The organism is Psychrobacter sp. Pi2-52 (assembly GCF_904846705.1).
Classification (GTDB): Bacteria; Pseudomonadota; Gammaproteobacteria; order Pseudomonadales; family Moraxellaceae; genus Psychrobacter.
The window spans coordinates 120,584-147,409 of record NZ_CAJHBS010000006.1 but is presented as its reverse complement, the minus strand read 5'-3'; the positions used below and the strand labels follow the sequence as shown (position 1 = coordinate 147,409).

General features: G+C 42.8%; 18 protein-coding genes. 9 read left to right on the top strand and 9 right to left on the bottom strand.

Annotation, left to right across the window (positions count from 1 at the left end):
- Nucleotides 1-149 precede the first annotated feature (149 nt).
- The 5 genes from JMY00_RS05565 (at nt 150) to JMY00_RS05545 (ending at nt 7,227) form a co-directional block, all read left to right on the top strand.
- Nucleotides 150-1,274 (top strand): hypothetical protein, encoded by a 1,125-nt coding sequence (locus tag JMY00_RS05565; RefSeq protein ID WP_201579417.1) that lies wholly within the window; start codon nt 150-152, stop codon nt 1,272-1,274.
- A 299-nt stretch (nt 1,275-1,573) separates the two neighbouring features.
- Entirely contained in the window at nt 1,574-4,051 is a 2,478-nt protein-coding gene (locus JMY00_RS05560) for an alpha/beta hydrolase (RefSeq protein WP_240990664.1), read from the top strand.
- 451 nt (nt 4,052-4,502) lie between these two features.
- Nucleotides 4,503-5,999, top strand: a complete 1,497-nt coding sequence (locus JMY00_RS05555) for a cytochrome ubiquinol oxidase subunit I (protein WP_101206159.1) — start codon at nt 4,503-4,505, stop codon at nt 5,997-5,999.
- Nucleotides 5,999-7,015, top strand: coding sequence for a cytochrome d ubiquinol oxidase subunit II (gene cydB, locus JMY00_RS05550; protein WP_057759155.1), 1,017 nt, complete (start codon nt 5,999-6,001; stop codon nt 7,013-7,015). The genes JMY00_RS05555 and cydB overlap by 1 nt, the downstream gene beginning before the upstream one ends.
- A gap of 95 nt (nt 7,016-7,110) precedes the next feature.
- Nucleotides 7,111-7,227 carry a DUF2474 domain-containing protein gene (locus JMY00_RS05545; protein ID WP_201579416.1) on the top strand — a complete coding sequence of 39 codons (117 nt, stop codon included), beginning with the start codon at nt 7,111-7,113 and terminating at the stop codon, nt 7,225-7,227.
- Nucleotides 7,228-7,405: 178 nt separating this feature from the next.
- Here JMY00_RS05545 and murU read toward each other — a convergent pair whose 3' ends face one another.
- Both murU and JMY00_RS05535 read right to left on the bottom strand, forming a co-directional pair.
- Nucleotides 7,406-8,143: an N-acetylmuramate alpha-1-phosphate uridylyltransferase MurU gene (gene murU / locus JMY00_RS05540; RefSeq protein WP_201579415.1), complete on the bottom strand. Its 738-nt coding sequence runs from the start codon at nt 8,141-8,143 to the stop codon at nt 7,406-7,408.
- 46 nt (nt 8,144-8,189) lie between these two features.
- Nucleotides 8,190-9,293, bottom strand: coding sequence for a phosphotransferase (locus tag JMY00_RS05535; RefSeq protein ID WP_240990663.1), 1,104 nt, complete (start codon nt 9,291-9,293; stop codon nt 8,190-8,192).
- A 381-nt stretch (nt 9,294-9,674) separates the two neighbouring features.
- Here JMY00_RS05535 and lptD point away from each other — a divergent pair, with 381 nt between their 5' ends.
- The gene (gene lptD / locus JMY00_RS05530; protein WP_201579413.1) at nt 9,675-12,758 is read left to right on the top strand and encodes an LPS assembly protein LptD; all 3,084 of its coding nucleotides are present in this window, start codon (nt 9,675-9,677) and stop codon (nt 12,756-12,758) included.
- 161 nt (nt 12,759-12,919) lie between these two features.
- Nucleotides 12,920-14,311, top strand: coding sequence for a peptidylprolyl isomerase (locus tag JMY00_RS05525; RefSeq protein ID WP_201579412.1), 1,392 nt, complete (start codon nt 12,920-12,922; stop codon nt 14,309-14,311).
- 468 nt (nt 14,312-14,779) lie between these two features.
- Here JMY00_RS05525 and JMY00_RS05520 read toward each other — a convergent pair whose 3' ends face one another.
- Nucleotides 14,780-15,910, bottom strand: coding sequence for an endonuclease/exonuclease/phosphatase family protein (locus JMY00_RS05520; RefSeq protein WP_201579411.1), 1,131 nt, complete (start codon nt 15,908-15,910; stop codon nt 14,780-14,782).
- Nucleotides 15,911-16,349: 439 nt separating this feature from the next.
- Between JMY00_RS05520 and asd the strand changes: the two genes are divergently transcribed.
- Entirely contained in the window at nt 16,350-17,483 is a 1,134-nt protein-coding gene (gene asd / locus JMY00_RS05515; protein ID WP_201579410.1) for an aspartate-semialdehyde dehydrogenase, read from the top strand.
- 161 nt (nt 17,484-17,644) lie between these two features.
- Here the strand turns inward: asd and JMY00_RS05510 are convergent, their stop codons facing one another.
- Nucleotides 17,645-18,304 (bottom strand): heme-binding protein, encoded by a 660-nt coding sequence (locus JMY00_RS05510; protein ID WP_201579409.1) that lies wholly within the window; start codon nt 18,302-18,304, stop codon nt 17,645-17,647.
- Nucleotides 18,305-18,665: 361 nt separating this feature from the next.
- Here JMY00_RS05510 and tgt point away from each other — a divergent pair, with 361 nt between their 5' ends.
- Nucleotides 18,666-19,817: a tRNA guanosine(34) transglycosylase Tgt gene (gene tgt, locus JMY00_RS05505; protein WP_057759140.1), complete on the top strand. Its 1,152-nt coding sequence runs from the start codon at nt 18,666-18,668 to the stop codon at nt 19,815-19,817.
- 140 nt (nt 19,818-19,957) lie between these two features.
- On the opposite strand, the gene JMY00_RS05500 is transcribed toward tgt, so the two are convergent.
- The 5 genes from JMY00_RS05500 to bamA form a co-directional block, all read right to left on the bottom strand.
- Complete coding sequence (locus JMY00_RS05500) at nt 19,958-21,310, bottom strand: sodium-dependent transporter (protein ID WP_201567027.1); 1,353 nt, start codon at nt 21,308-21,310, stop codon at nt 19,958-19,960.
- A gap of 301 nt (nt 21,311-21,611) precedes the next feature.
- Nucleotides 21,612-22,391, bottom strand: a complete 780-nt coding sequence (gene lpxA / locus JMY00_RS05495) for an acyl-ACP--UDP-N-acetylglucosamine O-acyltransferase (RefSeq protein WP_201579408.1) — start codon at nt 22,389-22,391, stop codon at nt 21,612-21,614.
- A gap of 172 nt (nt 22,392-22,563) precedes the next feature.
- Complete coding sequence (gene fabZ / locus JMY00_RS05490) at nt 22,564-23,100, bottom strand: 3-hydroxyacyl-ACP dehydratase FabZ (RefSeq protein WP_238068215.1); 537 nt, start codon at nt 23,098-23,100, stop codon at nt 22,564-22,566.
- A 52-nt stretch (nt 23,101-23,152) separates the two neighbouring features.
- Nucleotides 23,153-24,169, bottom strand: a complete 1,017-nt coding sequence (gene lpxD / locus JMY00_RS05485; RefSeq protein ID WP_201579407.1) for a UDP-3-O-(3-hydroxymyristoyl)glucosamine N-acyltransferase — start codon at nt 24,167-24,169, stop codon at nt 23,153-23,155.
- 146 nt (nt 24,170-24,315) lie between these two features.
- The gene (gene bamA / locus JMY00_RS05480) at nt 24,316-26,715 is read right to left on the bottom strand and encodes an outer membrane protein assembly factor BamA (protein ID WP_201579406.1); all 2,400 of its coding nucleotides are present in this window, start codon (nt 26,713-26,715) and stop codon (nt 24,316-24,318) included.
- Nucleotides 26,716-26,826 lie beyond the last annotated feature (111 nt).

The following is a 26,826-nucleotide window of genomic DNA, read 5'->3' as shown; positions in this document are numbered from 1 at the left end:
CCTAGCGATTAACAATCCTACCACAGATAGCATAAAGCTTAATTTGCTACGGTATTAAAAATTTGTACGATTTTGCAGCAATGCGCTATTTATATTACCGTCCAATCAATGAATAACAACCAAATAAATTAAACAAGGTAACGATTTTTATGAAAGCGATTCTCTCTAGTAGCCACTCTATTAAGTCATCAAAGTTTGCAACGTTGACCGTCATGGCTGCAACCTGTGCCATGCTATTATCTGCACCTGTGAACGCTGCAGAAACTGATGCCACCGCAACGGCTGTACCTAGTGCGATGGACTCAAGCAAACGTGTGATTCGTCTTGCTCGTCCTAATGCAGCTATCAGTCCTGCTCAAGCCAATGCCGCTCAAACAAGCTTGCCAGCAACACCTGCGAGCAACAGCCAGCCGACTAATGCGCAAACAACTAACATGCAACTAAGCGGCACTCTGCAAAACAACGCATCTGTTAGCACTGCTCAACCTCAAACACCACAAATGATGTCGCCTGCTGCTGCACCTGTCATGAACGGCACTACTCGCGTTTATGAGCCTGGTCCAATGACAGCTACCGGTATCGACTTGCGTAGCGGACAACTTCCGAATATTCCTACACCGCAAGTACAGCTCTCAGACATGAGCTTTGTCAAAACCGTACTGATTCCACAACAAAAAGGGCTAGGTACTGATAAGCTTGATGTCAGCTTACTAGATGACTTCATCGCTGATGTATCCCCTAATGCGCGTCACTATCCACCAAACTTTCCTAACCGCTCACAGCGCCATTACACACGTGAAAAAATCAAAGTATTGGCTGATTGGATCGAACCGTATGCTAAGTCGCCAAATGCTTCTTATGATGTGTTGCTTCGTGCCGCTAAGCTAAACGGCATGGGTCGCAATCTAGATTTGGGTTCAGACTACACGGTACGTGGTGGTCAGTATGTCGATCGCGCTATCAAGCTGCAACCTGATAGTGGTGAGGCTAACTTCCTATACGGCATGATGCTATCAGAAGGTGGCGGTTTCAAAGAAGGTCAAAAGTATCTAGATCGCGCTGTCGCTCTAGGGTACACCGAAGCAGAACAAAGCTTGGCACAGTCAGATCTACTTAGTGACCGCCGTGCTAATGCGTTAGAGCGCCTACGTCGTCTTGAAGGGCAATACCCTAACAATACTGTTATTCCTCAACAAATCAAACTTGTTGAAGAAGGCAAATTCTACATTTGGGATATCCCTGCCCCTGATATTAGCGTAAAACCAGGTGCTTAGAAATTTTGTACTTGTTGGGCTTAGCTATTTAGGGTTTGATTCATAAGATATTTGTTTAATAAAACCTTCACTAGGTCAAATATCTAATAAATAATCTAAGCTTTAAATACCAAGCGCTTTTGTTTTATATCTATAAGACAAAAGCGCTTTTTTTCGACTAACAGAAACTCATTCGTTTTAAAACACGCTTTTGTAGAGTTGCAAATGAATAGTCTAACGCCAAAAGTTGCGCTACACTCATTATCAATTGCTACTTTCATTACTCATACTCTCATAACTACCGTTTATTGGACTGACATATGACTTTCACTGGCCTTGGCAAACAGACAATAATGCATACTAATAAAAAAACTCTGCCCATTACTTCACTTATGCTTTTGGCGGCAGCAGTATTGCTACCAGCATGTAGTACAGTGACGGTAGATAAACAAGCCTCGGCCAAGACCATCTCAGCGCAGCGTGGCAATATTGTCACTGACAACGCATTAAGCAGCGATACAGCATCTGCTTTATTATCAGCAGGACTGAATGAACAAGCCTGTATGCAGCAATTTGACTTATGCTTGACTCAGCTCTCTGACAGTATGCTTAACAGGCACTATCGGCCTGCCTTAGCTATTTTTACAGAACTGCACTATGCAAAAGCGCGTCAACTATCTGACTCAAAAAACTGTCGTAATGCACTTGCACGCCCGCCACTTGATCCGTATTACGCCAACGCCCCCTTAAGTGATGAGGATTCAAAAATACAGCAAAAAGAAACCGACCTGTGTTTAACCGATTATCAAGCAAGGTTATTTGATGCCGTCAAATACAGCTACACCTATCTGTTTTATGACAGTTTGACCCATGACTTTGAAGGTGCAGAGCAAAATAGCAATAGCCATCGTGCGCAAAACCGTATTCCGAATGACAATGATATCCAAACCCAAGATATTTATAACGCTGCTAGCAATGACGTTATTACTCAAATCTATCAATCGACTGAAAATGCCAATAAATTGATGGGTGATACGACTGTAGAATATCTGCCAATAACCTCTACCAAGCGTGACAACACGGATGAAGCAGCGATTGCCAATCGACCACCGATAAAGGGCAAAGCGACAGACCAAGTCAAAGTCATGAAAGTGACAGTAGATAACTATAACCTTGATATTTATTTGCCCAATGAAAACAACTATCTGCAAAATGCTCATAAACAAACGTCTGCTCTGGCAGACTTATCATCTACTTATGAGCTGCGACTCTCCGGTCTCAATTCCGTGAGTAAGCGCCCTGGTTTGGGCATCAGTTTGGTAGCATCGTTGGATGATCGCTACACCACCACAATCCGTCAATTATTGGTCGCCTCCTTATCTGGTCGTCTAACAAATGAGGATAAAAATACGGACGACAGCGAGCCAAGCTCTCGTATTTATCCGACGGGACATCTGTTATTAACGGGTCTGATTAAACCAGACGGTGATAGCGTATTAGACGCGCTGAGCAGTCGTAAACTTGATATTCATTTATACAATCCGTACCAAACTGAATCCGTCAACATTCTCAACGATGACTACCCACTAGCAGCCAACTTTTCGGCAGGATATGGCTTATGGCTATCAGAGAACCAGTTAGATGGCGTAGGTTATTTAAACTTGATTACGCGCCAACCAGATGCTCAGCTGCCCAAACTCTTCATGCTTGAGCCTTATGATCCTGATAAACGCGTGTTGATTATGTTGCACGGGCTGGCTTCTAGTCCGGCCACATGGGTCAATCTGACCAACGATATTCTTAATGATGACAAGCTGCGTGACAATTACCAAGTTTGGCAGATATTCTATCCAACCAATCTGCCTATTTTAGAAAATCGTTATCAGATTCAGCAGTTAATCAACAGCACCTACCAGCAGACTGATCCCAATGGACAAAATCGTGCCAGTCAAAACAGTGTGATTATCAGTCATAGTATGGGTGCCATTATCGCTCGTATGATGCTATCTGATGAAAATTTAGTCGATGATTTAGATAAACTTAATGACAAAGATATCCTTTCTAGTAATGAGAAACAGCAAATCCGTAACGCGCTCAAAACGTCTTTTGGCGAAGATCAGTTAAAGGAGCGTTTTGAGCTACAGGCGTTGCCGCAAGTAGACACCGCTGTTTTTCTATCTGCACCTTTCCGTGGTACCGATTATGCAGATCGTTGGTTTACCCGTGCGCTACGCCGTATCGTTTACTTACCCGTAGGTCTGGTCAAGACATTCACTGATAACTTAGCGACTATTGCCACTCAAGGCGATTTGGCACAAAACCCACTAGGCGCGTTATATTTGCAAAATGGTGCCAGCCAGTTAAGTGATAAGTCTTCTTTTATAGAGTTAACCAAAGACATCACTATGAATGAGCGTATCTCTTACCATTCGATCATTGCCAATAACGATGCCGATATCACTAAAGGACTGGCACAAACGCAACCAAACGGTGCCAAGATTGATTTGTCTCAAGCGGTAGAAGACAATGCTGGAAATGAAACGGCAAGCGTTGATGTGAGTGACAATACTGAGACATCACAGTTACCCCCCGAGCCGCTTGTTGCTGCTGTGACAGTCAATGATGATATCAGTCAAGCACTGACCGAGCGTTTGTCAGATGGTATCGTTCCTTATAATAGTGCCCATCTCGATGGTGCTGCGTCTGAAACAATTATCAATGGCGGTCATAGTATCCAGACCAATCCGCAGACCATTTTGACGTTGCGAAGGATTTTGCATAAGCAGCTACAAGAATGATGTAGATTTTTGTTATTTCACAAGGTTTTTGACGTATAAATCGTAACCTTTAAATATTAGTTATAGGTTTCAAATAAGCAGTATGTTAACGCATACTGCTTTGTTTTTAATAATATTAATTTTATTTTTCAATGTTTGAATTATGTTATTTTGATGACTCTTAGGTCTGCAACAGACAGACTGGGTTGCTTGCGTGTATATCTAGGTGAGCGCATAATATATCTATAGCACATGACAGTAATATGTAAATTTATAAGGACATAAATTATTCAATTCAGCTAAACAGTGAGTCGCAAACTTAGCCACAATTTATGTCTAATGGAGCTAAGTCCACGTCACTGAGCTATTGCCCGTAATGTTTGCCACTTTGATCGATGGATAGTTACGGACAGTTACTTGAGCGTTGTATGGAAGTCAGCGCTATTCAGCTAACAGATGAGAGTAACCGTTTATGTTCGCTACATTTATGATTGACCAGCTCGATGCGCTGATGCTCGCGCGTATCCAATTCGCTTTTGTTATCTCGTTCCATATCGTCTTTCCTGCCTTTTCTATCGGTCTTGCCAGCTGGCTTGCGGTGCTTGAATTCCGCTGGTTAAGAACTGGTGAACCTATCTATGCTGAAGTCTACAAGCATTGGGTCAAAATATTTGCTGTCGTCTTTGGTTTAGGCGTGGTATCAGGCGTGGTAATGTCCTACCAGTTCGGTACTAACTGGGCAGTATTCTCTGATAAAGCCGGTAACGTTCTAGGCCCATTACTCGCCTATGAGGTACTGACAGCGTTCTTCTTAGAAGCGTCCTTTTTGGGGATTATGCTATTTGGGTGGGGTCGCGTGAGCAAACGTATGCATTTTGCTTCAACCGCCATCGTTGCTATCGGTACCTTGATTTCAGGTTTTTGGATATTAGCCGCCAACAGCTTTATGCAGACCCCTCAAGGTTTTATGATGGGTGCAGATGGCCTGCTCTATCCTACTGACTGGCTTGAAATTATTTTCAACCCATCGTTCCCTTACCGCTATGCTCATATGATGACCGCAGCCTTTCTAACTACTGCCTTTGTCATTGGTGGTATCGGCGCATATTATATTCAATCCAAAAAGCACGTCGAGCACCGCGCGCATGGTCGTGTGATGCTAGGTATGGCGATGATTATGGCCATCTTCGTTGCGCCTGCGCAGGTATTGATTGGTGATGAGCATGGTCTAAATACCCTTGAGCATCAACCTGCTAAAGTAGCTGCGATGGAAGGGCTCTGGGAAGATGAGCGCGGTGCCGCACTACGTCTCTTTGCGATTCCTGACCAAGAAAATCAGACCAATAAGTACGAAGTAAAAATTCCTTATGTGACTGGTTTAATCTTAACCCATTCGTTAGATGGTGAAGTTAAGGGGCTTAAAAACTGGGCGCCTGAAGATCAACCACCCGTCATTATCGTGTTTTGGGCGTTTCGTATCATGGTTGGTATTGGCATGCTTATGGTACTGGTCGGCCTATTCAGTCTATACAAATACTTCAAAAAACAGCAGTTCAATACTGACAGTGTATGGTTCCACCGTGCTTGGATGATGATGACTCCGCTTGGTTTTATCGCCTTATTATCAGGTTGGTTCGTAACCGAAACAGGACGTCAGCCCTGGACGGTTTATGGGGTGATTCGTACTGCTGAAAGTATGTCACCGCTTGCAGCACAGCAAGTAGCGACAACATTGATTGGCTTTATCGTGCTGTACATATTTGTCTTTGGTGCAGGCAGTTTTTATATCTTGCGCTTGATTGCTCAAGGGCCGAAACCTTATACAGATCCTGCAGAAGATAACTTCTACGAGCACTCAGTGACTGAGAGCCAAGGCCGCGCGTTAAGTGGTGATAGTAATCCTGCCAAAGGTACTGAAGAAGGCTTAGATGAGCCTGCAAATGATGTCGATGATGGAGGATTACGCTAATGTTTAACTTCGGTGATGTATTAGATTTACCTCTCATTTGGGGCGGTTTGATTGCTTTGTCTGTCTTTGTCTATGTACTGCTTGATGGCTTTGATTTGGGCTGCGGTATCTTGTTCCCATTTGCAGGATCAGATAAAAACCGTAGCCGCATGATGAACTCTATCGCCCCATTTTGGGACGGTAACGAGACGTGGCTAGTGCTAGGCGGTGGTGGTCTATTCGCAGCATTCCCTGTTGCTTATGGCATTATCATGACAGGTCTTTATTTACCGGTGACTGCCATGTTGTTCGGTCTTATCATGCGCGGTGTGGCGTTTGAATTTCGCTTCAAATCCTCTTCACGTCGGCATGTATGGGATACCTTTTTCTTTGTCGGTTCAGTCGTCGCCACTTTCTCTCAAGGCATTATGCTTGGGGCGTTAGTGCAAGGACTGGAAGCCAGTAATCGTCTATATACTGGTGGTCCATTTGATTGGCTCACACCCTTTTCAATTGTGTGCGGATTTGCCATGATTATCGGCTATGCCTTACTTGGTTCAACGTGGCTTATCATAAAAACAGAGCACACGTTGCAAGTGTGGGCGCGCCAAGTTTCTAGGTGGATGCTTACTGCGTTACTAGTAGCGATGGTTGTGGTCACAGCGTTTATGTACTTCTCAGACATCGACGCATTAGAAGGCTGGTTTAGTTTCCCAGATTTGTTGTACCTTGCTCCTATGCCTATCATTGTCATGCTCTTATTCTTTATCATGCGTAAAGACTTAAAAACTGAGCGTGAGTATCGTCCATTTTTACTAACGGTAGCTCTATTTTTAATGGGTTATATCGGGGTTTGTTTTGCCCTATTCCCTTATATCGTGCCGTATCAAATGACGATTTATGAGGCTGCTGCTGCCGATACCTCATTATCATTCATGCTGATTGGCGCCTGTATCATGTTACCGATTATCTTGAGCTATACAGCATTTGCTTACTATACCTTCAAAGGTAAGTCTGATCACAATCCGATGTACTAGTCGCTAATCGAGACGGGTAACGGATCGGCTAAAAAGGATGGCTATCATCGTTTATAGATGGTAGTCACACTTCATACGCTAGTCAGGAGATCTCTATGAAAAAATTCAGTAAAAAACAAACGCAATGGGCATGGTTTGTAGGTCTATATTTAGCAGGGTTTTTAGTAGTGTTTACTATTGCTCAGCTAATCAAGCTTGCCATGGGTATTTAGCATAATTGCCTAATCATACGATTGAGTGCTAGTTAGCTAATGAGTAGCTTGCTAGATGCTAAGTTTGCATTTTTGTCTTGCCAATATACTTTTTAGACATGTCGTAAAAAATATCTCTATATGCATAAAAAAAGCAGCGTTGAATAATCAACGCTGCTTTTTATTTATCTTAAATTTATCAGCTTGGCTTACCTGCATGCTCGATATCATTCTGTTCGATAAACTCATTAACCTGTGTTAGACGCTCTGGCGTCCCCACGTCTATCCAATTATCTGTCGTCACCTCAGCGGTAATCTGAAACTTTATCATTGCTTGCTTTAGTAGTGGTGCCAATGCAGCAGGCTGTCCTGATACCAGCCCCTCTACCAATTTTGGTGACATTACGCTAATACCAGCGAAGGTATACTTATCTGCATCGCCCACCGGCTGCTCACTAGCAAGACCGTTATTGATGGCGAAATCACCACCATTATTGTGCTCTGGATTATCAATCAATAACAAGTGCGCGCGCTGATCCGCTCCCAATGTATAGTCTGTTAATTGAGAGAAATCATAGGTAGTCCAGACATCAGAATTGACCAGAATAAACGGCTCATCCTTTAGCTTACCTGATTGTAATGCTTGAAAAATGCCGCCTGCGGTCTCAAGTGGTTCATCGTCTTCTATTGACCAATGCAGTTTTACGCCATACTGTGAACCGTCACCTAAGGCGTCCATTAGTTTATCTGCCAACCATGATGCATTGACCGTGATATCGGTGATGCCTGCTGCTTTTAGTGCTTTAATATGCCATACAATAAGCGGTTGACCTGCGACTTGAACCAAAGGCTTGGGCGTCTCAAGCGTTAATGGACGTAGGCGTGTGCCCTTGCCCGCTGCCAAAATCATGGCTTGTGTAATCGTAGAGGTAGACATCTGCGCTCCTATCTTTATTATTTAAATTAATTTAGCTGAGCGTCATCTACGCTGAAGCAAACTTCTCTTTATAAGCAGGTAGCACTGCCTCTTGTAGCCATTGATTAAACGATATAACTGATTGCTTTAGTTCATCATTGCCATGTTCGGCAAGACAGTTTAATTCAATAATCAAATCACGCATGACTTTAGGAATATCCGCCAAATAGCGGTCTTTGCCATCGCGCTCGGACAAACGAATAAAAATCCCTAATACCTTTAGGTGACGTTGTACGCCTATGACATTTACATCGTTTTCAAACTGCACCGCGCTGCCAGCAGTGGTTAGTGCTTTTTGTTTTTGTAGCTGCCAAAAGTCATTAATCCATGCAGATATTTGGCTCTCTGGCCATTCAACATAAGCATCGCGGACTAACGACACTAGATCATAAGCATACGAACCAATGACGGCATCTTGAAAATCAATCACACCCAACTTTGATTGATCTGCTTGATCTTGCATGAGGTTGCGGCTGTGATAATCACGATGGACCACTACTTGTGGCTGTCGCAAAATCTCATTCATTAACGCTGTTTTTAGGTTTCCCCAAACCTGCTCATTTAGCGCTATACCAATATAAGGTATAAACCATTCGCTAAATAAATCCATCTCACGGTCTAATAGTGCTGTGTCATAATCTGGCAGCTGATGTTGCGACTTTGCCGTTTCTACTGGTACCGTTTGTAGCGCCACTAATGTCTGCATTGCTAGCTGATAGTAGTCATTGATTTGGTCTGCAGTTGCATCGACAAGCAAATGAGCAAATTCTACTGTGCCAAAATCTTGTAATACCAAAAATCCTTTTTCTACATTTTGTGCAGTCAGAGTCGGCACGTTGACAGCAGGTGCCATCAGCTTAGCGACATTGATGAATTGCAGCATCGCATCTTGCTCGTCAGCGGAGTCCATGACGATATAATGCTTATTGGCACTATTGTCTGTCTCTGATAGTTCGATACGATGATATCGGCGGGCACTAGCGTCACCAGGTAAGCTGTCTAGACTAAATGTTTGATCTAAAAATACTTGCTGTAACCATTGTTCTAATTGCTGTTGGCGGTTGTTATTTTCATCGATCATATCAGTCTCTAAAGTCGTTTTGTCAGTCATATTGGGCATCGCTGGTTAAATATAAGTCATAAATAATTAAAGTAGTGATAAGTCTGACAAATACTTGCTAAAATAGCGATATGTGTCGGTGCTATACAAGCTGCCACAGACGTATTGCTATATCATTCAATACTTGATGTCGGATAGAATCGCTATCGCTACTTAAAAATCAGCATGGCTATATTATAAATTTTGGTAAATAGTGTAGCTGATTTGGTTTTTTTTGACTATGATTAGTCGTCATTATATGTAAAACATCCAAATTTTTGAGAATACATTAGTCATATTTTAGTCGCTCGTTCACTGCTTTATATCGTTCGGTGAAACCGCTACTAAACTCAGTCACGCAATCCAATAAGCTCTGCAATCATAGGTGTGCCCTTGTTATATTCTCCGCTTTACCAAAGCATCCGCTTGATCTTATTTGGTGCCTTAGGCTTATCTAGCCTAACTGTCAGTGCTGCCATTGGTGATGCCAATACGCAAAAAACTGAACCACTCACTACGGATAGTACAGGCAGCTATGCGTCTAATAGTGTGGCGACTGACGCCAATAGTATTAGTCGTACTCAAAGCAATGATGGCTATCAAGAAGCAGATATTCTAAATGATAGCTATCCAGACGATGCTAATTCTGCTAATACGAATAACGCTACTTTATCGAATGATACTGCGTTAAATAGCAGATTTTCTGAGAACAATGACCTAGACATTACAGAGATTAATGAGGCTGCTGACTCTAAAGCTTTTAGCAATGAAGTTTCTAATGCTAGTAATCTAAATACAGAAACCAGTAACCAAGTAAGCAGTAATACACTAGATAGCAGTGCCTTTGTCCCTAAAGCGATAACAACAGACAATGGCAAGCTAGACCTTAATGACGAGAGTATTCAGGCCAGCCTAATGCGCTTAGCAGAGTTTTATGAGCTAACACCAGATACTGATGCTTCAACATTAAATAATGACGGTATCAGCACTGAAGCAAACAATACTCATAATAACGCCATGCCTGCCGCACAGACGATTCCAAAGGTCGGTAGAGATTTACGTCTACTGCCGAATGCCGTGGACAGTGCCCAGCGCTGTGAAGGTCAATGGGTATATCCGCAGAGTAACCCTAATTATCAACGCGCTGTCAATGAAGCTGGTACGGCAAACGGACAACCAGCACCAAATGTGGCTAGCGTTCCGAACAATCAAGCCCCTTTATTTACCGAGTCAGATTACGGTTATTACAACAATATTAATTATGCCGAGCTATCTGGCAATGTAAAAATTGACCAAGGCACTCAGCATATCGAAGCAGAAAAAGTCATGATTGACTTGAGTAATGGCGTTGCGGCGGCTCAAGGCAAAGTCATGTTTACAGATAATGCGACTGGACAGCGTACAAGCAACGTCTCTACAAACAATGCAGCTACGAATAACGGCCAAGCCAGCTTTAATGATAGAGCGGCACAAAGCGGCCTAATTGGCGTTGCAGACAGCTTGAATTACAATACTGAGACTGGTCAATCAACAGCCAATGATGTGGCGTTTGCCAGTGTCGGTCTACAAGCGCACGGCTATGCCAAACGCTTAAACAAACCTAACGAAAGTGAATACGAGCTGGATCAGGTGATGTTTAGTACCTGTCCACCTACCAATCGTAAATGGCAGTTTGAAGCTAAAAGTATCGATCTAAATACCGATACAGGGCGCGGCGCAGCGTATAACACTACTTTCCGTGTGGCTGATATACCCGTATTTTATCTTCCCTACTTTAACTTTCCGATAGACAGTCGCCGTAGTAGTGGGTTTTTATTACCAAGTGCTAGCGTAAGTAGTGAAAGTGGTCTTGAAGTTGATATTCCTTATTATTTCAACTTAGCACCTAACTACGATGCCACCCTTAACACGCATATTTATACTGACCGTAACCCTATGCTATCAGGTGAGTTCCGTTATCTGACTGAAAGTTATGGGGAAGGTATTTTAAACGGTTCATACTTACCAAACGATAAAGAGTATGACGACGAAGATCGTACCAGCTTGTTTTATGACCATACTTGGTCGTCGAAAAGCATTCCGCGTTTAAGTGCCGATGCTAAATATAGCTATGTATCAGATGCGGATTATCTTAATGACTTTGATACATTGGGCTTATCAGATAGCACCATAAACTTGCCACGTCGTGCTCAGGCAAATTATTATAATGACTACGTCGATGGTGAACTAAAAGTCGAAACCTTTCAAACTTTAGACGCTTTTGATGATAATGGTGAAGCGTTAGAAGATAAAGATAAACCGTACTCACGCTTGCCACAGCTCAAATTAAATTATCGCCTGCCTTGGGTTGAGCGTCTTGATATTACTGGAGTCCATGACTCTGCATACTTTAAAAAATCTATTAATGATGGCTCTGAAAACGAAAAAAGTGGTGCACGTATTTACAATAAATTGAGTGCTACTTATCCGATGGAAACCTCTTGGGGTTATGTTCATCCCAAACTTAGCCTACAGCATCTATATACGTCATATGATGAAGATAGCTTAATCGCGAACCAACTCAGTGAAGAAGACGGTAGTCAATCTGTGTTTGTCCCGCAAGCCAGTATTGATGCAGGTTTGACTTTTTATCAAGCAGGCTCACCGTTTGGCGCGTTTGATGATACGATGGGTGGTTATCGCTTGCTTAGTCCCCGCGTAAAATATACGTATTCACCGTATAAGAACCAAAACGATATTCCTAACTTTAATACGCGTATTGCCTCTATTAATTATGAACAGCTGTTTTCGGACAGTTGGTTCTTAGGTCATGATCGTTTGCAGGATTTGCATTCTATTACGCCTGGCATCAATTATCGTTACATCGATGCAACGGGTGTGACACGTTTTGATGGTAGCATTGCAGAACAGTTCTATCTAGATGATGGACGTGTAACACTTGATGACAATCAGCCCATTTTTACCTCGTCTTCTTCAGGTATGGTATGGGAAACTAGCACTCAGCCTTATAATAATTTTTGGGTAGATGTTAGTGGTGCCTTAACCAGTAATTATGATTTGAACTACGTTACGACTGAACTGCGCTATCAGCCATCAAACAATAGTTTATTTAATGTAGGTTATGTTAAGCGTCAGCGTGATGACAACACCGAGCAGTTGCCACTATCCGCGTTTACAGCATCTGCCATTTTTCCTATTAATAACAGCTGGCGAATATTGGCTCAAGGTCAATATGACCTGAAAAGCGACAGGATGCTCGATTCATTAATCGGCGTTGATTACGAAGATTGCTGTTTCGGCTTTGCTGTTTATGGTCGCCGCTATTACAATGACCTAAACGTAAAAGACGAGCCAACACAAGCTATTATGGCAGAAGTTAGATTAAACGGTCTTGGCAGTGGTAGTAGCCGCTTGACACGATTGCTTGCTGATAAAATCTTGGGCTTTGAACCTGTACAGACGGCATGGAAAGACTAACCAGTTTTTTGCTAGATTAGAATTATTTACGTAAATATTTATAAGACACTATTTGAACCCCTATTATGGTATGGGAAACGCTGTCGAATATTTTATTATTAAGAGTATTGGATAGAGTTGACCGACTACCATCCGATGCAATGACATTGATGAGGAGCATCATGAGATTTTTTTCTTTACGTCAGACTAGCAGAGCAGTATTGCTATCTATGGCAGGCCTTACGCTTACGTTAAGTGCCAACGCTGCTACTGTAAAACCTACAGCAGCCCAAGCTTCTACTTCTGCTGCGCAAAGCTCAGTTGATCGCTTGACGCCAGCCAATAGCACAGACGGTATTATTGCCCTAGTTAATGAAAATGCTATCTTAAAAAGCGAACTGGTTGATGCTATCGAGCAAACTCAAGCACGTGCCAAAGCTGCTGGTGAGCCTATCGCAAACTCAGCACAACTACAGTCTGAAGTGCTAAACGCACTTATTTTGCGTGAACTGCAACTGTCTATGGTCAAACGCGCGGGACTGTCTGCTGATGAATCAGAGATCAATCAACGTCTTGGTCAAATCGCTCAAGCTGAAGGCCTTAATAGCATCGCAGCATTGCAGCAACGTCTAGATGCAGCGCAACCTGGTAGTTATGCCAATCTACGCGCCAAACTGATCGAAGAGGCTTCTATCCAAGCGCTTCAGCAGCGTCAAATTACTCGCCGAGTACGTATTAGCGAGCAAGACATTGATGCATTTTTGGCCTCCCCTGAAGCCAAACGTCTGAATCAAAGCGAATATCAAACCATTCACGTACGTGTGCCTTATATAGATGACTATAGTCGCCTATCAGCCGCTCAACGTGAAGAAGCATTAAAAGTGGCGCAAGCATTACGTACGCGTTTGCTTGAGCCAAATGTCAACGTCGCTGAAGCCGTTGCTGCTAGCCAAGGTAGCTATCCGATTCCATTGCAAGGTGGAGATATGGGCTTTCACAAGGCAGCCTCGTTACCGACAGAGCTGTCTAGCAAAATTACCAAGTTAGACGTTGGTACCGTAAGCGAGCCATTATTGACTCCCGAAGGGATTGACATCATCAAGCTTGCTGATAAAAAGGCCAGCAATACGATGCTGATACCACAGTGGCATACTCGCCATATCCTCGTTAAAGTCGATGACCTACAGACTGACGCGCTTGCTGAACAAAAAATCAATGATCTATACGAGCAACTTCGTGGCGGCGCTGACTTTGCTAGTTTAGCTTCAACGTATTCAGACGATCCAGGTTCTGCGGGACGTGGCGGCGACCTTGATTGGGTTAGCGAAGAAGATATGGTAGGTCCATTTGAAGCCACAATGAAAAATACGGCTGTTGGTGATTACTCTGCGCCATTTAAGACACAGTTTGGTTGGCATATCCTAAAAGTCGACGGTAAGCGCGATCAAGATATTAGCGAGCAATATCGTCGCAATATGGCACGTCAAGCATTGTATCAACGCCTAGCACCACAAGCTCAAGAAGACTGGTTACAAGAGCTACGTGCTGGCGCTTATATTCAGATACTTGGCTAATATATTGTAATATTAAGTTAGCTAGAATATTGAATCGATTTAAATAAAGAAGGGTATATGCCATTGCATATACCCTTCTTTATTTTGCGCAGTTAGATATTTAACTGGAAGCTTTGATGAGAAAATCCCAAAGTTAAATAGTTTAAATCTTGATAAACCAAAATCTATACACAAAGAAAAACCCCGAACCTAGGGCGATTGGTTCAGGGTTTCAATACTTCATGTTATTGTTATTATCTCTCTTCCGTGCTGACTCATCCTAAGTCATTTAACAGTATTATATAAGACAGCGGGCTGACCTGTGCTTTTATTGATACTGTCTCAACACTACATCCATGCGTATCCTTGTGTTGATGGATGTATTATAGGCCAATGAATTTGGTGCCGATAGAAGCTAAAGACTCTATTTTGCGTAAGCATATGCTTACATCACTTTTATGCATTACCGTTAATAAACAGCCTCTTTTATCAACCAAAACTGCGCTGCTCTTGTCTGTGCTCTTCTGACACTTTTTCGCCTTCTTTCTTGCCTTCTTCGATTTTGTTGTCAGTTTCTTGGATATCTTCTGCTTGTGCAGTAGGCGCATTGCCTTCTTGCTTGCTTGCCTCTTCTGGCTCATATTGCAAAGTCGTCATCACTGGGAAGTGATCAGAGCCAACAGAAGGCATACGTTGAATATCAACGACCGTAAAGCAAGCACTATGGAAAATATGATCTAATGCCCAACGCAAAAACGGATATTTAACATGGAAAGTATTGATAAAGTGGCGACCGATGCGCGGATCTAATAGCCCTGAGATGCGTTGAAAGCGGCGTGTCGTCTTTGACCATGCAACGTCGTTGAGATCACCGGCTAATATGGCGGTTTGATCATTCTCTTTGATGTGCTTGCCCACCATCAGTAGTTCAGCATCACGCGTGGTTGATTTGTCCGCTTCCGTTGGACTTGGCGGCATGGGATGCAAGCAATATAACCAAATGACGCGGCCTCCTTGCAAACGCAATTGAGTATGTATAGACGGTATATCATCTATCATCAAATACTTAACTTCAGGATCAATTAGCTCAAGCTTAGAATACAAGTGCATGCCATATAGATTATCTAGTGGCACTTTCACGGTGTAGGGATAGTCAGACTCGACTTGCTGTAAGGCTTGCTCCCATTTCTTGTCACTCTCTAATGTAATTAAGATATCAGGCTGCCTTTGTTTGACCAAATCAACCAATTTTTGGGTTTCATCGTTAGGGGTCAGAACGTTGGAGACCATGATTTTTATCTGATGCGCTTGCCCTTCTGGCTTATCTTTTGCCTTTTGAACTTCTTTTTTCCACAGCTTAGTATACGGCAGTACCATTCTCAACTGAAATGCTAACGTACCGCTCAATACAACAAACAATATCCACTGCCATAACTCCCACTCTGAGAAAAACACTAACATGCCAAACCAAGCGATAATACCAAGCACCATTATTTGAATGCGTGGAAACTCAACACCGCGCACCCACCAGTTATCCAGCGGCAACCAGCCCCAGATTGTAACAAAGGCGATGAATCCTGCTAGACCTTGTAAGGCGTAATATAATAGTGAGAGATCCATAAGTAGGTACTAACCGTTGATTGAAATTTTGATAGAGCCGATGATGTATATTGGTTAAGCTTTTATTTGATAAGAAATATCGTGGTTGTAACTCACCTGACATCAAATAACTAACGTCGAGTAATTGTGTTTGAGACTTACTTTAGCATTTCAGAAGATTCTCGCCTACTGGTGAGTCTCAATTATGCGACAACTATCATAAAACGTTACAATACTGGCTCACTCAATGTAATGAGTGCTTTATTAGACATCATATTTTTGAGGTCGTTAGATAGCTAAGTATCTCTTCAATAGTAATAACTTAAAGTTATAGTCGACATAGTTAATAGTGTATGGAAAACGACCAAATAATAGCCAAAACGCCTTGCTTTTTCGCGCCATTCACGGCATTGTTATCGGTTGACGATGCAACAAATAATTGTAAATAGGATTGAACTTCATGAGTGATTTAACAGTAGGTTTGGTAGGCTGGCGCGGTATGGTAGGGTCAGTATTGATACAACGTATGCAGGAAGAAAACGACTTCAACGGTATCACACCCGTGTTTTTTTCTACCAGTAATGCTGGTGGTGATGCACCAAAATTCGATGGTATTGAAACCGGCCAACTAAAAGACGCTCATGATATTGACGCACTTGCTGCTTGTGATGTCGTTATTACTTGCCAAGGTGGTGACTATACGTCAAAAGTCCATCAACCATTGCGTGATAGTGGTTGGAACGGCTATTGGGTTGATGCGGCAAGTACCTTACGTATGAAAGATGACAGCATCATCATTCTTGATCCAGTCAACCGAAGCGTCATTGATAGCGCACTTGCCAATGGTAAAAAAGACTTTATCGGTGGTAACTGTACCGTATCATTGATGCTGATGGCTATCGGCGAGCTGTTTAATAAAGGCTGGGTCGAATGGGTCAGCGCGATGACTTACCAAGCCGCTAGTGGCTCTGGCGCAAACAACATGCGCGAGCTCATCAATGGCATGGGTGTGTTACGTGATGCCGTCCAAGACGAATTGGCTGACCCAGCTAGCGCTATTCTTGAGATTGATAAAAAAATCGCTCAAACCCAGCGTTCAGCAGACTTCCCTACACAATACTTCGGTGTACCACTGGCAGGTAGCTTGATTCCTTATATCGATGCTCAGCTAGAAAACAAACAGTCAAAAGAGGAATGGAAAGGCGGCGTCGAGACCAATAAGATCTTGGGTAATGATGAAGTCAGTACGATTCCTATCGATGGGATGTGTGTACGCGTCGGTGCTATGCGTTGTCATGCGCAAGGCCTAACGATCAAGCTGAAAAAAGACATTCCACTAGAAGAAATCGAAGCTGCACTCAAAAATAGTGGCAACGAGTGGTTGGACTTGGTCGAAGATGACAAAGAAGCTACCATGAATCGCCTAACGCCAGTAGCCGTGACTGGCACCTTAACTGTTGCTCTAGGTCGCTTACGCAAGCTCAATATGGGTCCTGAGTATCTAGGCGCATTTACCGTTGGTGATCAGTTGTTATGGGGCGCAGCAGAACCATTACGTCGCATGCTTAATATCATCCGTGAACAAAACGTCTAACTCAGATACTTTAGATGAAGCACGAAAAAGACAGCGATTGCTGTCTTTTTTTATGGGTATATCATTTCCAAAAATGTGAGTAACACGGAAGATGAGTGCAAGTGCTACCTATAATAGAACAAGCGATTTTGACACAGCCAGTCATATTTTTGGGATTGGTATTATTTTGGCTGATAAGCAATCATCACTTCATTGCGACGCATAAATGGTAGCGTCCAAGGTGGGTTATAACGTGCCAATTCAGGCTCGCCTATAGGCGTCAAATTCTGGTCTTGCATCCATGTTTGCAGCGCTTCGGTTTTTTCCGCTACTTTGTCCTCTCCTGCGAGCCAAGAGAACTTAATCACACCGTACGTCTGTGCAGTCACTTCTATAATCTCAACGTTTGGATTGTTTGGCTTTGGCAATGTTTGCATCGTATATTTACTAGGCATCGTAAATTGTACGCGCCACTTACCATCGTCTTGTTGCATACTGACTGGTGCTGTCATGGCAATTTTTTGTGACTCATTATCACTTTCTTCGTTATTAGCTTGCATCGTGACAGGTGCCGTCATACTAATTTTACTACTGTCTCCACTTGGTGCTGTGTTATTACCAAAAATATAGTCCGCTAAAATCTTAAACCCTTCACGACTTGCTGAGTCTTGATCACCACTCACCCACGTTTGCGCCACTAGCTGCTCATCATAGCGGCGCAACTCAAAGTCACCTGTTTGCGACAATAACGTGTACTCTGGCTCTTCTGTCTCAGCAGCCATCGCCCCTTTTGATATCAACAATAATCCGCCCATTAATAATAAATAACCTGTCTTTTTCATATCATGTCTCCAGCATCTAAAAGCATGGTGTGGCAATGATTACTACCTCACCTGTATAACTTCTACTGTATCAATAGACCTCTAGCACTGTCTGTGTCTTTTGGCGTTCTATCTGTGTTTTTTGGTTATAGTAAAGCAATATTGACCAAAGTGTATATTGCGCGTATATCGATAACACCTAGTATTTATAGTTAGAGAACGCTAAAACGGGTACAAGGCTGCCAACTAAAAATTGTACAAATAGTCCATTTAAGGAGAGTAACGCCGTAGCAGTTCAGTGATTCTCTGACTATATGTCCAAAAAAACCGCTAACAATGCTATAATTAGCGCCATTTTCATAGCTCATATATCGGTTAACATATGCAATTTGTCTTACACAAAACAGCCAGCGGTGCAACGCGTGCACGCCGCGGCACCGTTCATCTCAATCATGGCGACGTGCAAACGCCTGCTTTTATGCCTGTTGGTACTTATGGTACGGTCAAAGGTATGCTGCCACGTGATATCGAAGCCATCGGTGCTGATATCATTTTAGGCAACACTTTTCACCTATGGTTACGTCCAGGCACGGAAGTAATCGACAAATTTGGCGGCTTGCATAAGTTCATGCATTGGGACAAGCCTATTTTGACGGATTCGGGCGGTTTCCAAGTATTCAGTCTGGGTGCAATGCGTAAAATTACCGAAGAAGGAGTTAACTTCAAATCGCCTATCGATGGCGCCAAAGTATTTCTTTCACCAGAAAAATCTATGCAGATTCAGTACAGCTTGAACTCAGACATCGTCATGCAGTTCGATGAGTGTACGCCGTATCCAGCCACTCATGATGAAGCGAAAAAGTCGTTAGAGCTATCGCTACGTTGGGGACAGCGCTGTATCGATGAGCACAACAGACTGGGCAGTACCAACGCATTATTTGGTATCGTGCAAGGCAGCATGTATCCTGATTTGCGTCAGCAGTCACTTGAAGGCCTGTTAGAGATTGGCTTCGATGGTTATGCTATTGGTGGTCTTTCGGTTGGCGAGCCTAAAGAAGAGATGATAGATGTCCTAGACTACCTGCCTGACGATATGCCAGCAGATAAGCCGCGCTATCTTATGGGTGTCGGTAAGCCTGAGGATTTAGTTGAAGGTGTACGCCGCGGTGTGGATATGTTCGACTGTGTGATGCCAACGCGTAACGCGCGTAATGGCCATTACTTTGTGACGGGCGATGCAGACAATGCTGGTGTGGTACGTATTCGTAATAGCCAATATCGCAATGATGAAGGGCCATTAGATCCTGAGTGCGACTGCTATACTTGCCAAAACTTTAGCCGTGCTTATCTGTACCATCTTAATAAGTGTAAAGAGATGCTAGGTGCTCAGTTAGCGACTATTCATAATTTACGCTATTACCAACGTTTGATGCAGGGTATTAGAGATGCTATCGAGCAAGATAAATTTGATGAGTTTGTCAGCGAGTTTTATGCTAAACGCGGTCAAACGGTTCCTGAGTTAAACTTGCGCTAATCCTGTTTAACATTCACGACTGTGTAACGAATCTGTTGAAATAAAAAAGGGCTTAAGAATAATCTTAAGCCCTTTTTCTGTGCTGCTTTTATTATTTAATGATTATCAACTAATGATTAATATAGTGTCAATCTTGACTACTATCCCATCAATGACGTCACGAATACTACAATAACAGCGATTGGCGCGATGAATTTTGCAACGATTTGCCACAGCTGCCATGTACCATTAGATAAACCAAGCTCTTGCTGAATGTTACGTTGATCCATTTTCCAACCAACAAATACAATTGCAGCCAGACCTGTTAGAGGCAGTAGGAACTTACTAGTAAGCTTATCTAATGCATCAAAGATACCATTACCCATGATAGTAAAGTCAGACCATAGATTGAACGATAGCAGTGCTGCAATACCTAACAACCAGATTACTGTACTTGCCACGATAGTCGATACAGTACGACTCATCGACGTACGCTCTTCTAACAACTCAACGGTTGGCTCAAGTAACGAGATAGATGAGGTAATAGCGGCAAAGGTAATAAGTAAGAAGAACAATGCGCCAATGATAGTACCCGCACCCATGCTACCGAAAGCAATTGGTAAACTTACAAAGATAAGACCAGGACCTGATGCAGGATCTAGACCATTGCTGAAGATAATTGGGAAGATGGCAAGACCAGCAGCCAACGCAATAACCGTATCCAAAATAACAACGGTACGTGCTGTCTTTAGCAAGTTCACTTCACGGCCCAAATACGAACCATAAGCGACCATGATACCCATACCAATTGATAGGGTGAAGAATGCATGACCTAATGCTGCAAGCATAACATCAGCCGTTAGTTTGCTAAGATCTGGCGTAAATAGGTAAGCAACTGCTTCACCGAATCCACCGTTCATCACGTTATAACCAACGATAACGAACAGAATCACACCCAATAATGGCATTAATATCTTAGCTGTTTTTTCGATACCGCTTGTCACACCAATACCAACGATGACAGCGGTCAAAATCATAAATACCGTGTGCCAGATCGTCAATGTACCAGCTGATGCAAGCATAGCATCAAAGGTTGCAGCAACAGAATCACTGTCTTGACCAGCAAAGCTACCTGTTGCAACTTTAGTGATATAGTTAAGCGCCCAACCACCGATCACACTATAGAACGATAGAATTAAGAAACCACCTAAGATACCAGTAGCACCAATAATACCCCAACTACGCGACTTACCTTCAGTCGCTGCTACGTCTGAAAAGGTATTGACTGGGTTTTTTTGACCACGTCGACCAATTAACCATTCAGCAACTAATATCGGAAAACCGACCAGCGCGATACAGAACAAATAAGCAATAACGAAAGCTGAACCACCGCTTTCGCCAACCATGTATGGAAATTTCCATATGTTTCCTAAACCAACTGCTGAGCCTACTGCTGCCAATACGAAGCCAAAGCTTGAGCTCCACTGGGCATGTTCTTGTTTATTGATAGCCATTTTTTCCGTCCTCGTGCTTCAATTAATGTTACTGATAATCTTCCTTGATCAACATAAATAGTCGGCTTTACCGTTGGACTATTTAGTAAACGCTTCGATGTGAAGCGCCCAGCAACATTAAGAAAGAATTGATTACAATATCGTAAACGCTCAGTTTCTGCTAAGCGACCAAAAAAGTCAAGTGCTCATAAATATAAAAAGCCATAACAAATAGTTATGGCTTCTACGTAATTCGTCTTCATTCTATAAGAATTTAGCTTATTAAAAGTGTCAAACTCATCTTTAATCGAGTTATGTTTTTTTAGCGCACAACACCGCGACTGCTATTTTGTAAGGAATCAATAAGTAGTTGAATTTTTGGCTCTTTAGCCAACAGCTCATTATGTAAGACTTCCAACGCTTGCGCAGTGGTCAAACCTGATCTGAAAATCGTACGGTACGCTTGACGTAATACATTAATCGTTTCTTTTGACCAACCTTTACGGCGCATACCTTCGATATTGAGTCCATGGGCCTTTGCCGGATTGCCAGATACCATCGTAAATGCAGCCACATCTTTTAAAATAAGGCTTGCTCCGCCAATCAAGCTATAGTCATCTACTGTACAAAACTGATGTATGCCTGAGTTACCACCAATAATGGTATGGTCGCCGATAGTCACATGCCCCGCCACACCAACATTGTTGGCCAGTACGTTGTGATCGCCAATGACACAATCATGTGCGACATGGGTATTTACCATCAGTAGATTATGACTGCCGATTTTAGTCAGCTCGCCGTCTTGCGCTGTACCGCGATGTAAGCTACAGGCTTCACGAATCGTATTATGATCGCCGATTTCAAGCCAAGTACGCTCACCTGCATATTTCAAGTCTTGAGGATCTTCACCAATACTCGCAAATTGATAAAACTCATTGTGTTGGCCAATACGAGTCAGCTTAGTCACAACTACATGTCTATGCAAAACCGTATGCGCACCAATTGATACTTCATCACCAACGATACAATAGGGCCCGATGATAGCAGTTTCGTCAATCTGCGCGGACGGTGAGATGAGTGCTGTAGGATGAATCTGACTCATAAGATGGGCCCTTGTATCATTTGATGCGAGTAAATAATAAGAAAGTATCGCTATTTCAGTGTTACTAACGAAGCTAATACCAGTTGTGTTGTTGAATTTACATATAGCTGTTTATTGCAATTATATTGAGCGAAATAATATCGCTCTTTGTACAGTATGGCTTATTAAAAACTTAAGCACCCTTCACGTTAGCAGGTTTTTGTTGCTCTTGACGTGCAATCATAATTTGCGCACTAGCAGCCAGTTCATCTTCGACATGAACAGTACAATCAAACTTATAGATACCATGTCTTTGCATCACAGTTTTTGCACGAATGATAAGCTGATCACCAGGAATTACACGACGTTTAAAACGGACTTTATCGACACCTGCAAATAGATAGAGGTAACCGTCTTCTGCTGTCAGTCCTGCACTGATAAAACCAAGCACTCCTGATACCTGGGCCATCGACTCTACCATCAATACCCCTGGCATAATTGGCTCATCAGGAAAGTGACCGTTAAAAAACTCTTCATTAATAGTCACGTTTTTGATACCAGTAATACACTCGCCTGGCGTACAAGCTACAATACGATCTACCAGCATAAAAGGATAACGATGCGGTAAGTAATGCTTAATCGTATGATACGTCAATGGTAGCGTAAGACCTTGCTCAGCCAAGCTTTTAACGTCTTCATCAGTTGGGATATCTATATTGTTATTGCTCATAATGACGCTTCCTTGCTGTGTTTTGAATATCTATTATTTGTTTGTGTTTGCATTAGTTACTGCCTAGCTGACGAAAACGTACAGCAGCACGTCGCCAATTAGCAGTTGGCATTGCAGCAGTACCAGATGAATATGAGCCAGCAGTTTTAATGGATTTGGTTACCATGGTCATGCCAGATAAAACGACATCGTCTGTAATCTCGATATGCCCTGTGATACCGACAGCGCCGCCTATTATACAGCGCTTACCTATCGTAGTACTACCCGCAATACCCGTTTGAGCAGCAATAGCAGTACCGTCACCGATACGGACGTTATGGGCAACTTGTACCAAATTATCAATAATCACGTGATTACCAATAACAGTATCATCGATAGCGCCACGATCGATACACGTCTGGCTACCAACTCGCACATAATCACCAATAATGACACGGCCTAACTGGGCTATACGCTCCCAACCTGTGTTACTAGGATCTTGAGTAGGCGCAAACCCGAACCCTTCAGATCCGATGCTTACCCCTGCATGCAATCTAACGTGATTGCCAATGACACACTCAGGCCCGACAACGACTTGCGACTTAATCACACAATCGGTGCCGATACTGGTATTGGCCTCAACCACGACGTGAGCATCGAGTGAGCTACGTGCCCCTATTTGCACATTGTCACCAATCACGCAAAAAGGGCCGATATTGACTTGCTCGCCAATAACAGCAGTCTCTGCAATCACCGCGCTAGGATGAATTCCGTTAGATAAAGAATGACGCGCAAACAGCTGACTGGCACTGGCATAAGCCAAATATGGATTTAAGACGACTAGCGCTATCGCTGAAGTAGGCACTTGGTCACGATATGCTTCTGTCACCAATACAGCACCGGCATCACTGCTAGCCAAGCTAGAGATATAGTGAGGATCTGCTAAAAAGCTTAACTGCTGCTGACTGGCCGTCGTCAAACTACCGACGCTACTGAATGGTTGACACAATTGCTCAGTATCAATCTCAGCCTTATTAATAATAGGCTGACGCTGCTCAATTCGAGTAATGAGTTGCTCAATCGTTATCATAATGACTATTAATAAAATATGGTTATAAATGAAACGGTCGCCAAAATAACAATGCGTTTTGACGACCTACTAAGCTCTAATGATATTTCCGTCTATTTGAGACAATCTCTAAAACTACTCAAATAGATGAGAATGATGTCATTAATTTAGAATGTATTACCAATCTGGAACTGGACTTTTTCAGTCTCATCGCCTTCTTTGTCACCAAATGGTACCGCGTAGCTAAGTGAGATTGGACCAATTGGCGTATACCAAGTGATACCGGCACCAGCACTGTAACGGAAGTCATTATCTTGAGTCAGCAATGGAACATCTGAGTCATTAAAAGTGCGATCTTCTTTATCAGACGTGTCAAAGACCTGACCACCTTCAGCAAACAATACTGGGCGTACCTGATCTGCCCAATCGCCTTTAAACGGCATTGGTAAAATTAGTTCAGCACCAAACGTTGCTAGTGCATTACCACCAACCTCTTCTGCGGTAAAGGTTTGGTTGTCTGGATCATTGACCGCATCATAATAGACTTGTGATTTAGGTCCCAGAGTAGATGATTCATAGCCACGTACTGAGCCATAACCACCAGCATAGAAGTTTTCATAGAACGGTAAATCATTACCATAACCAAGCTTAGTATAACCGCGTGCGATCACGTCTTTATAAAGAGGATAATATATATTGCCGCTATAAGTTAGCTTTTGGTAGTTGGCATCGCCAAGACCAATGGTTGCATCAATTGCATGGCTCATACCTTTGGTAGGGAATACTGGACGGTCTAGAGTGCTGTAGTCCCAACCAAATAATAGGTTGTAGGTCTGATAATCATTCTTGAAGGTGGCAATACCATCAGTCTCGACTTCCGGCGTTTTCGTACCGCCCTCGTCTAGAATTTCTTGGACATTAGATATACCTAAATAACGACCACCACGAACCTTTGTGTTGTCTACATTTAGACCAGCACTAAGGCGTTTGGTTTCATCAATAGGATAACTATAGTTCAGAGTCGCACCATATGAATCGGTCACATAGTTACTAACGTTGTCGTCGTCATATTTGGTTTTACGATAATAACCGCTGATACCTTGAGAAACGCCGTTTTCTGTAAAGTACGGATCGGTATAACCTAGGCTATAAGAGTCGCGTGTTTCCGAACGAGAAAGCGCAGCCTTAACACGGTTACCGGTACCCATGAAATTGTTTTGAGTGAGATCCAATTGGAAAGTCACACCGCCACTTTGTGAGTAACCGGCTGCAATCGTTGAGCTACCAGAAGGCTGCTCTTCAACCACATAGTTCACATCGACTTGATCCGGCTGGTTAGGTACTGGCTTAACATCGACAGTGACATTTTTAAAGAAACCAGTACGCATCAAACGCGTGCGTGACAGCTGAATTTTTTCATTAGATGACAGTGTGCCTTCTAACTGACGCATTTCACGACGTAATACTTCGTCTTGCGTTTTGATATTACCCGTAAAGTTGATACGACGAACGTAGATAGGACGAGCAGGGTCAATATAGTAATCAACATCGACCATTTTCGTATCGTCATTGATACGTGGTACTGGTCTGATTTGAGCTAGATAATAGCCTTCGTTACCATAGCGTCTTTTAAGAGAAGCAGTGGTTTCGTCTAGTTTTGCTTGCGAGTATTTTTCATTAGGGGTAAAGCTAACCAGCTCTTTTAGCTCACTATTTTCAAAGGTAGGTTTACCTAAAAAGTTCACTTCGCCAAACTGGTATTGTTCGCCTTCGCTTAGGCTGACTTCGATAAACACACTACTTTTATCTTCGCTGATGTTCAATACGGCATTATCAACTGAAAAACGCACATAACCATCGTTCTGATATAGCGCCTTTAAACTCTCTAGACTGGCGGCCAGTTTTTCTTGAGCGTAACGATCAGACTTAGACAGTAGACGCGTCCATGAAGATTCTTTTACCGCGAAAACGTCTTTAATCTCTTCATCACTAAAGTGCTCATTACCAATAATATTGATATCAACAACTTTAGCAGGCTTGCCTTCTATAAACTTCACGTCAAGTTTTACGCGGTTACCATCAAGGACCGTTTGATCTACTTCGATATTACTATTGTAATAACCTTGGCTAACATATTGTTGTTGTAGCTCATTGGCCACGCCTTGCAAGGTAGACTGCTTGAGCACGTCACCAGCAGAAAGGCCAGCATTCTTCAGTCCCTGCTCAAGTCCTTCTTTTGGAATAAGCTTGTTACCCTCAAAGGTAACTTCAGCGATCGTTGGACGCTCAATGACGTCAAACCTTAGCTTGCCACCTTCGACACGGCTTTGAATATCAGCAAAGTTCTCAGTTGCATATAGCGCCTTGATACTGGCAGCTAAGCTACTATCATTCACCGTATCGCCTACCGTAACAGGTAAGACCGGATAGAGGCTATCAGGGGTTAGGCGTTGTAGGCCGTTAAAACCAATATCAGTTACTACAAATTCTGCAGCCTGTACTGGCATACTCATCATCGCTACAACTAACGGCAACCCAGCCGCGCTCATAATTAAAGGCGTACGCATAAACACTATCCGTCAATAAAAAAATTGCTTAAGTTAAGTTAAAAGGCACGTATTGTCTAACCCGTGCGCATAAGGTTATAAACCCATGCAAGGGTAACTCAGAACACTTTA

Excerpts from the sequence above, each read along its gene's own strand:
- JMY00_RS05565 (WP_201579417.1), top strand. The coding sequence starts at position 150 with ATGAAAGCGATTCTCTCTAGTAGCCACTCTATTAAGTCATCAAAGTTT.
- JMY00_RS05560 (WP_240990664.1), top strand. The coding sequence starts at position 1,574 with ATGACTTTCACTGGCCTTGGCAAACAGACAATAATGCATACTAATAAA.
- JMY00_RS05555 (WP_101206159.1), top strand. The coding sequence starts at position 4,503 with ATGTTCGCTACATTTATGATTGACCAGCTCGATGCGCTGATGCTCGCG.
- cydB (WP_057759155.1), top strand. The coding sequence starts at position 5,999 with ATGTTTAACTTCGGTGATGTATTAGATTTACCTCTCATTTGGGGCGGT.
- JMY00_RS05545 (WP_201579416.1), top strand. The coding sequence starts at position 7,111 with ATGAAAAAATTCAGTAAAAAACAAACGCAATGGGCATGGTTTGTAGGT.
- murU (WP_201579415.1), bottom strand. The coding sequence starts at position 8,143 with ATGTCTACCTCTACGATTACACAAGCCATGATTTTGGCAGCGGGCAAG.
- JMY00_RS05535 (WP_240990663.1), bottom strand. The coding sequence starts at position 9,293 with ATGACTGACAAAACGACTTTAGAGACTGATATGATCGATGAAAATAAC.
- JMY00_RS05525 (WP_201579412.1), top strand. The coding sequence starts at position 12,920 with ATGAGATTTTTTTCTTTACGTCAGACTAGCAGAGCAGTATTGCTATCT.
- JMY00_RS05520 (WP_201579411.1), bottom strand. The coding sequence starts at position 15,910 with ATGGATCTCTCACTATTATATTACGCCTTACAAGGTCTAGCAGGATTC.
- asd (WP_201579410.1), top strand. The coding sequence starts at position 16,350 with ATGAGTGATTTAACAGTAGGTTTGGTAGGCTGGCGCGGTATGGTAGGG.
- JMY00_RS05510 (WP_201579409.1), bottom strand. The coding sequence starts at position 18,304 with ATGAAAAAGACAGGTTATTTATTATTAATGGGCGGATTATTGTTGATA.
- tgt (WP_057759140.1), top strand. The coding sequence starts at position 18,666 with ATGCAATTTGTCTTACACAAAACAGCCAGCGGTGCAACGCGTGCACGC.
- JMY00_RS05500 (WP_201567027.1), bottom strand. The coding sequence starts at position 21,310 with ATGGCTATCAATAAACAAGAACATGCCCAGTGGAGCTCAAGCTTTGGC.
- lpxA (WP_201579408.1), bottom strand. The coding sequence starts at position 22,391 with ATGAGTCAGATTCATCCTACAGCACTCATCTCACCGTCCGCGCAGATT.
- fabZ (WP_238068215.1), bottom strand. The coding sequence starts at position 23,100 with ATGAGCAATAACAATATAGATATCCCAACTGATGAAGACGTTAAAAGC.
- lpxD (WP_201579407.1), bottom strand. The coding sequence starts at position 24,169 with ATGATAACGATTGAGCAACTCATTACTCGAATTGAGCAGCGTCAGCCT.
- bamA (WP_201579406.1), bottom strand. The coding sequence starts at position 26,715 with ATGCGTACGCCTTTAATTATGAGCGCGGCTGGGTTGCCGTTAGTTGTA.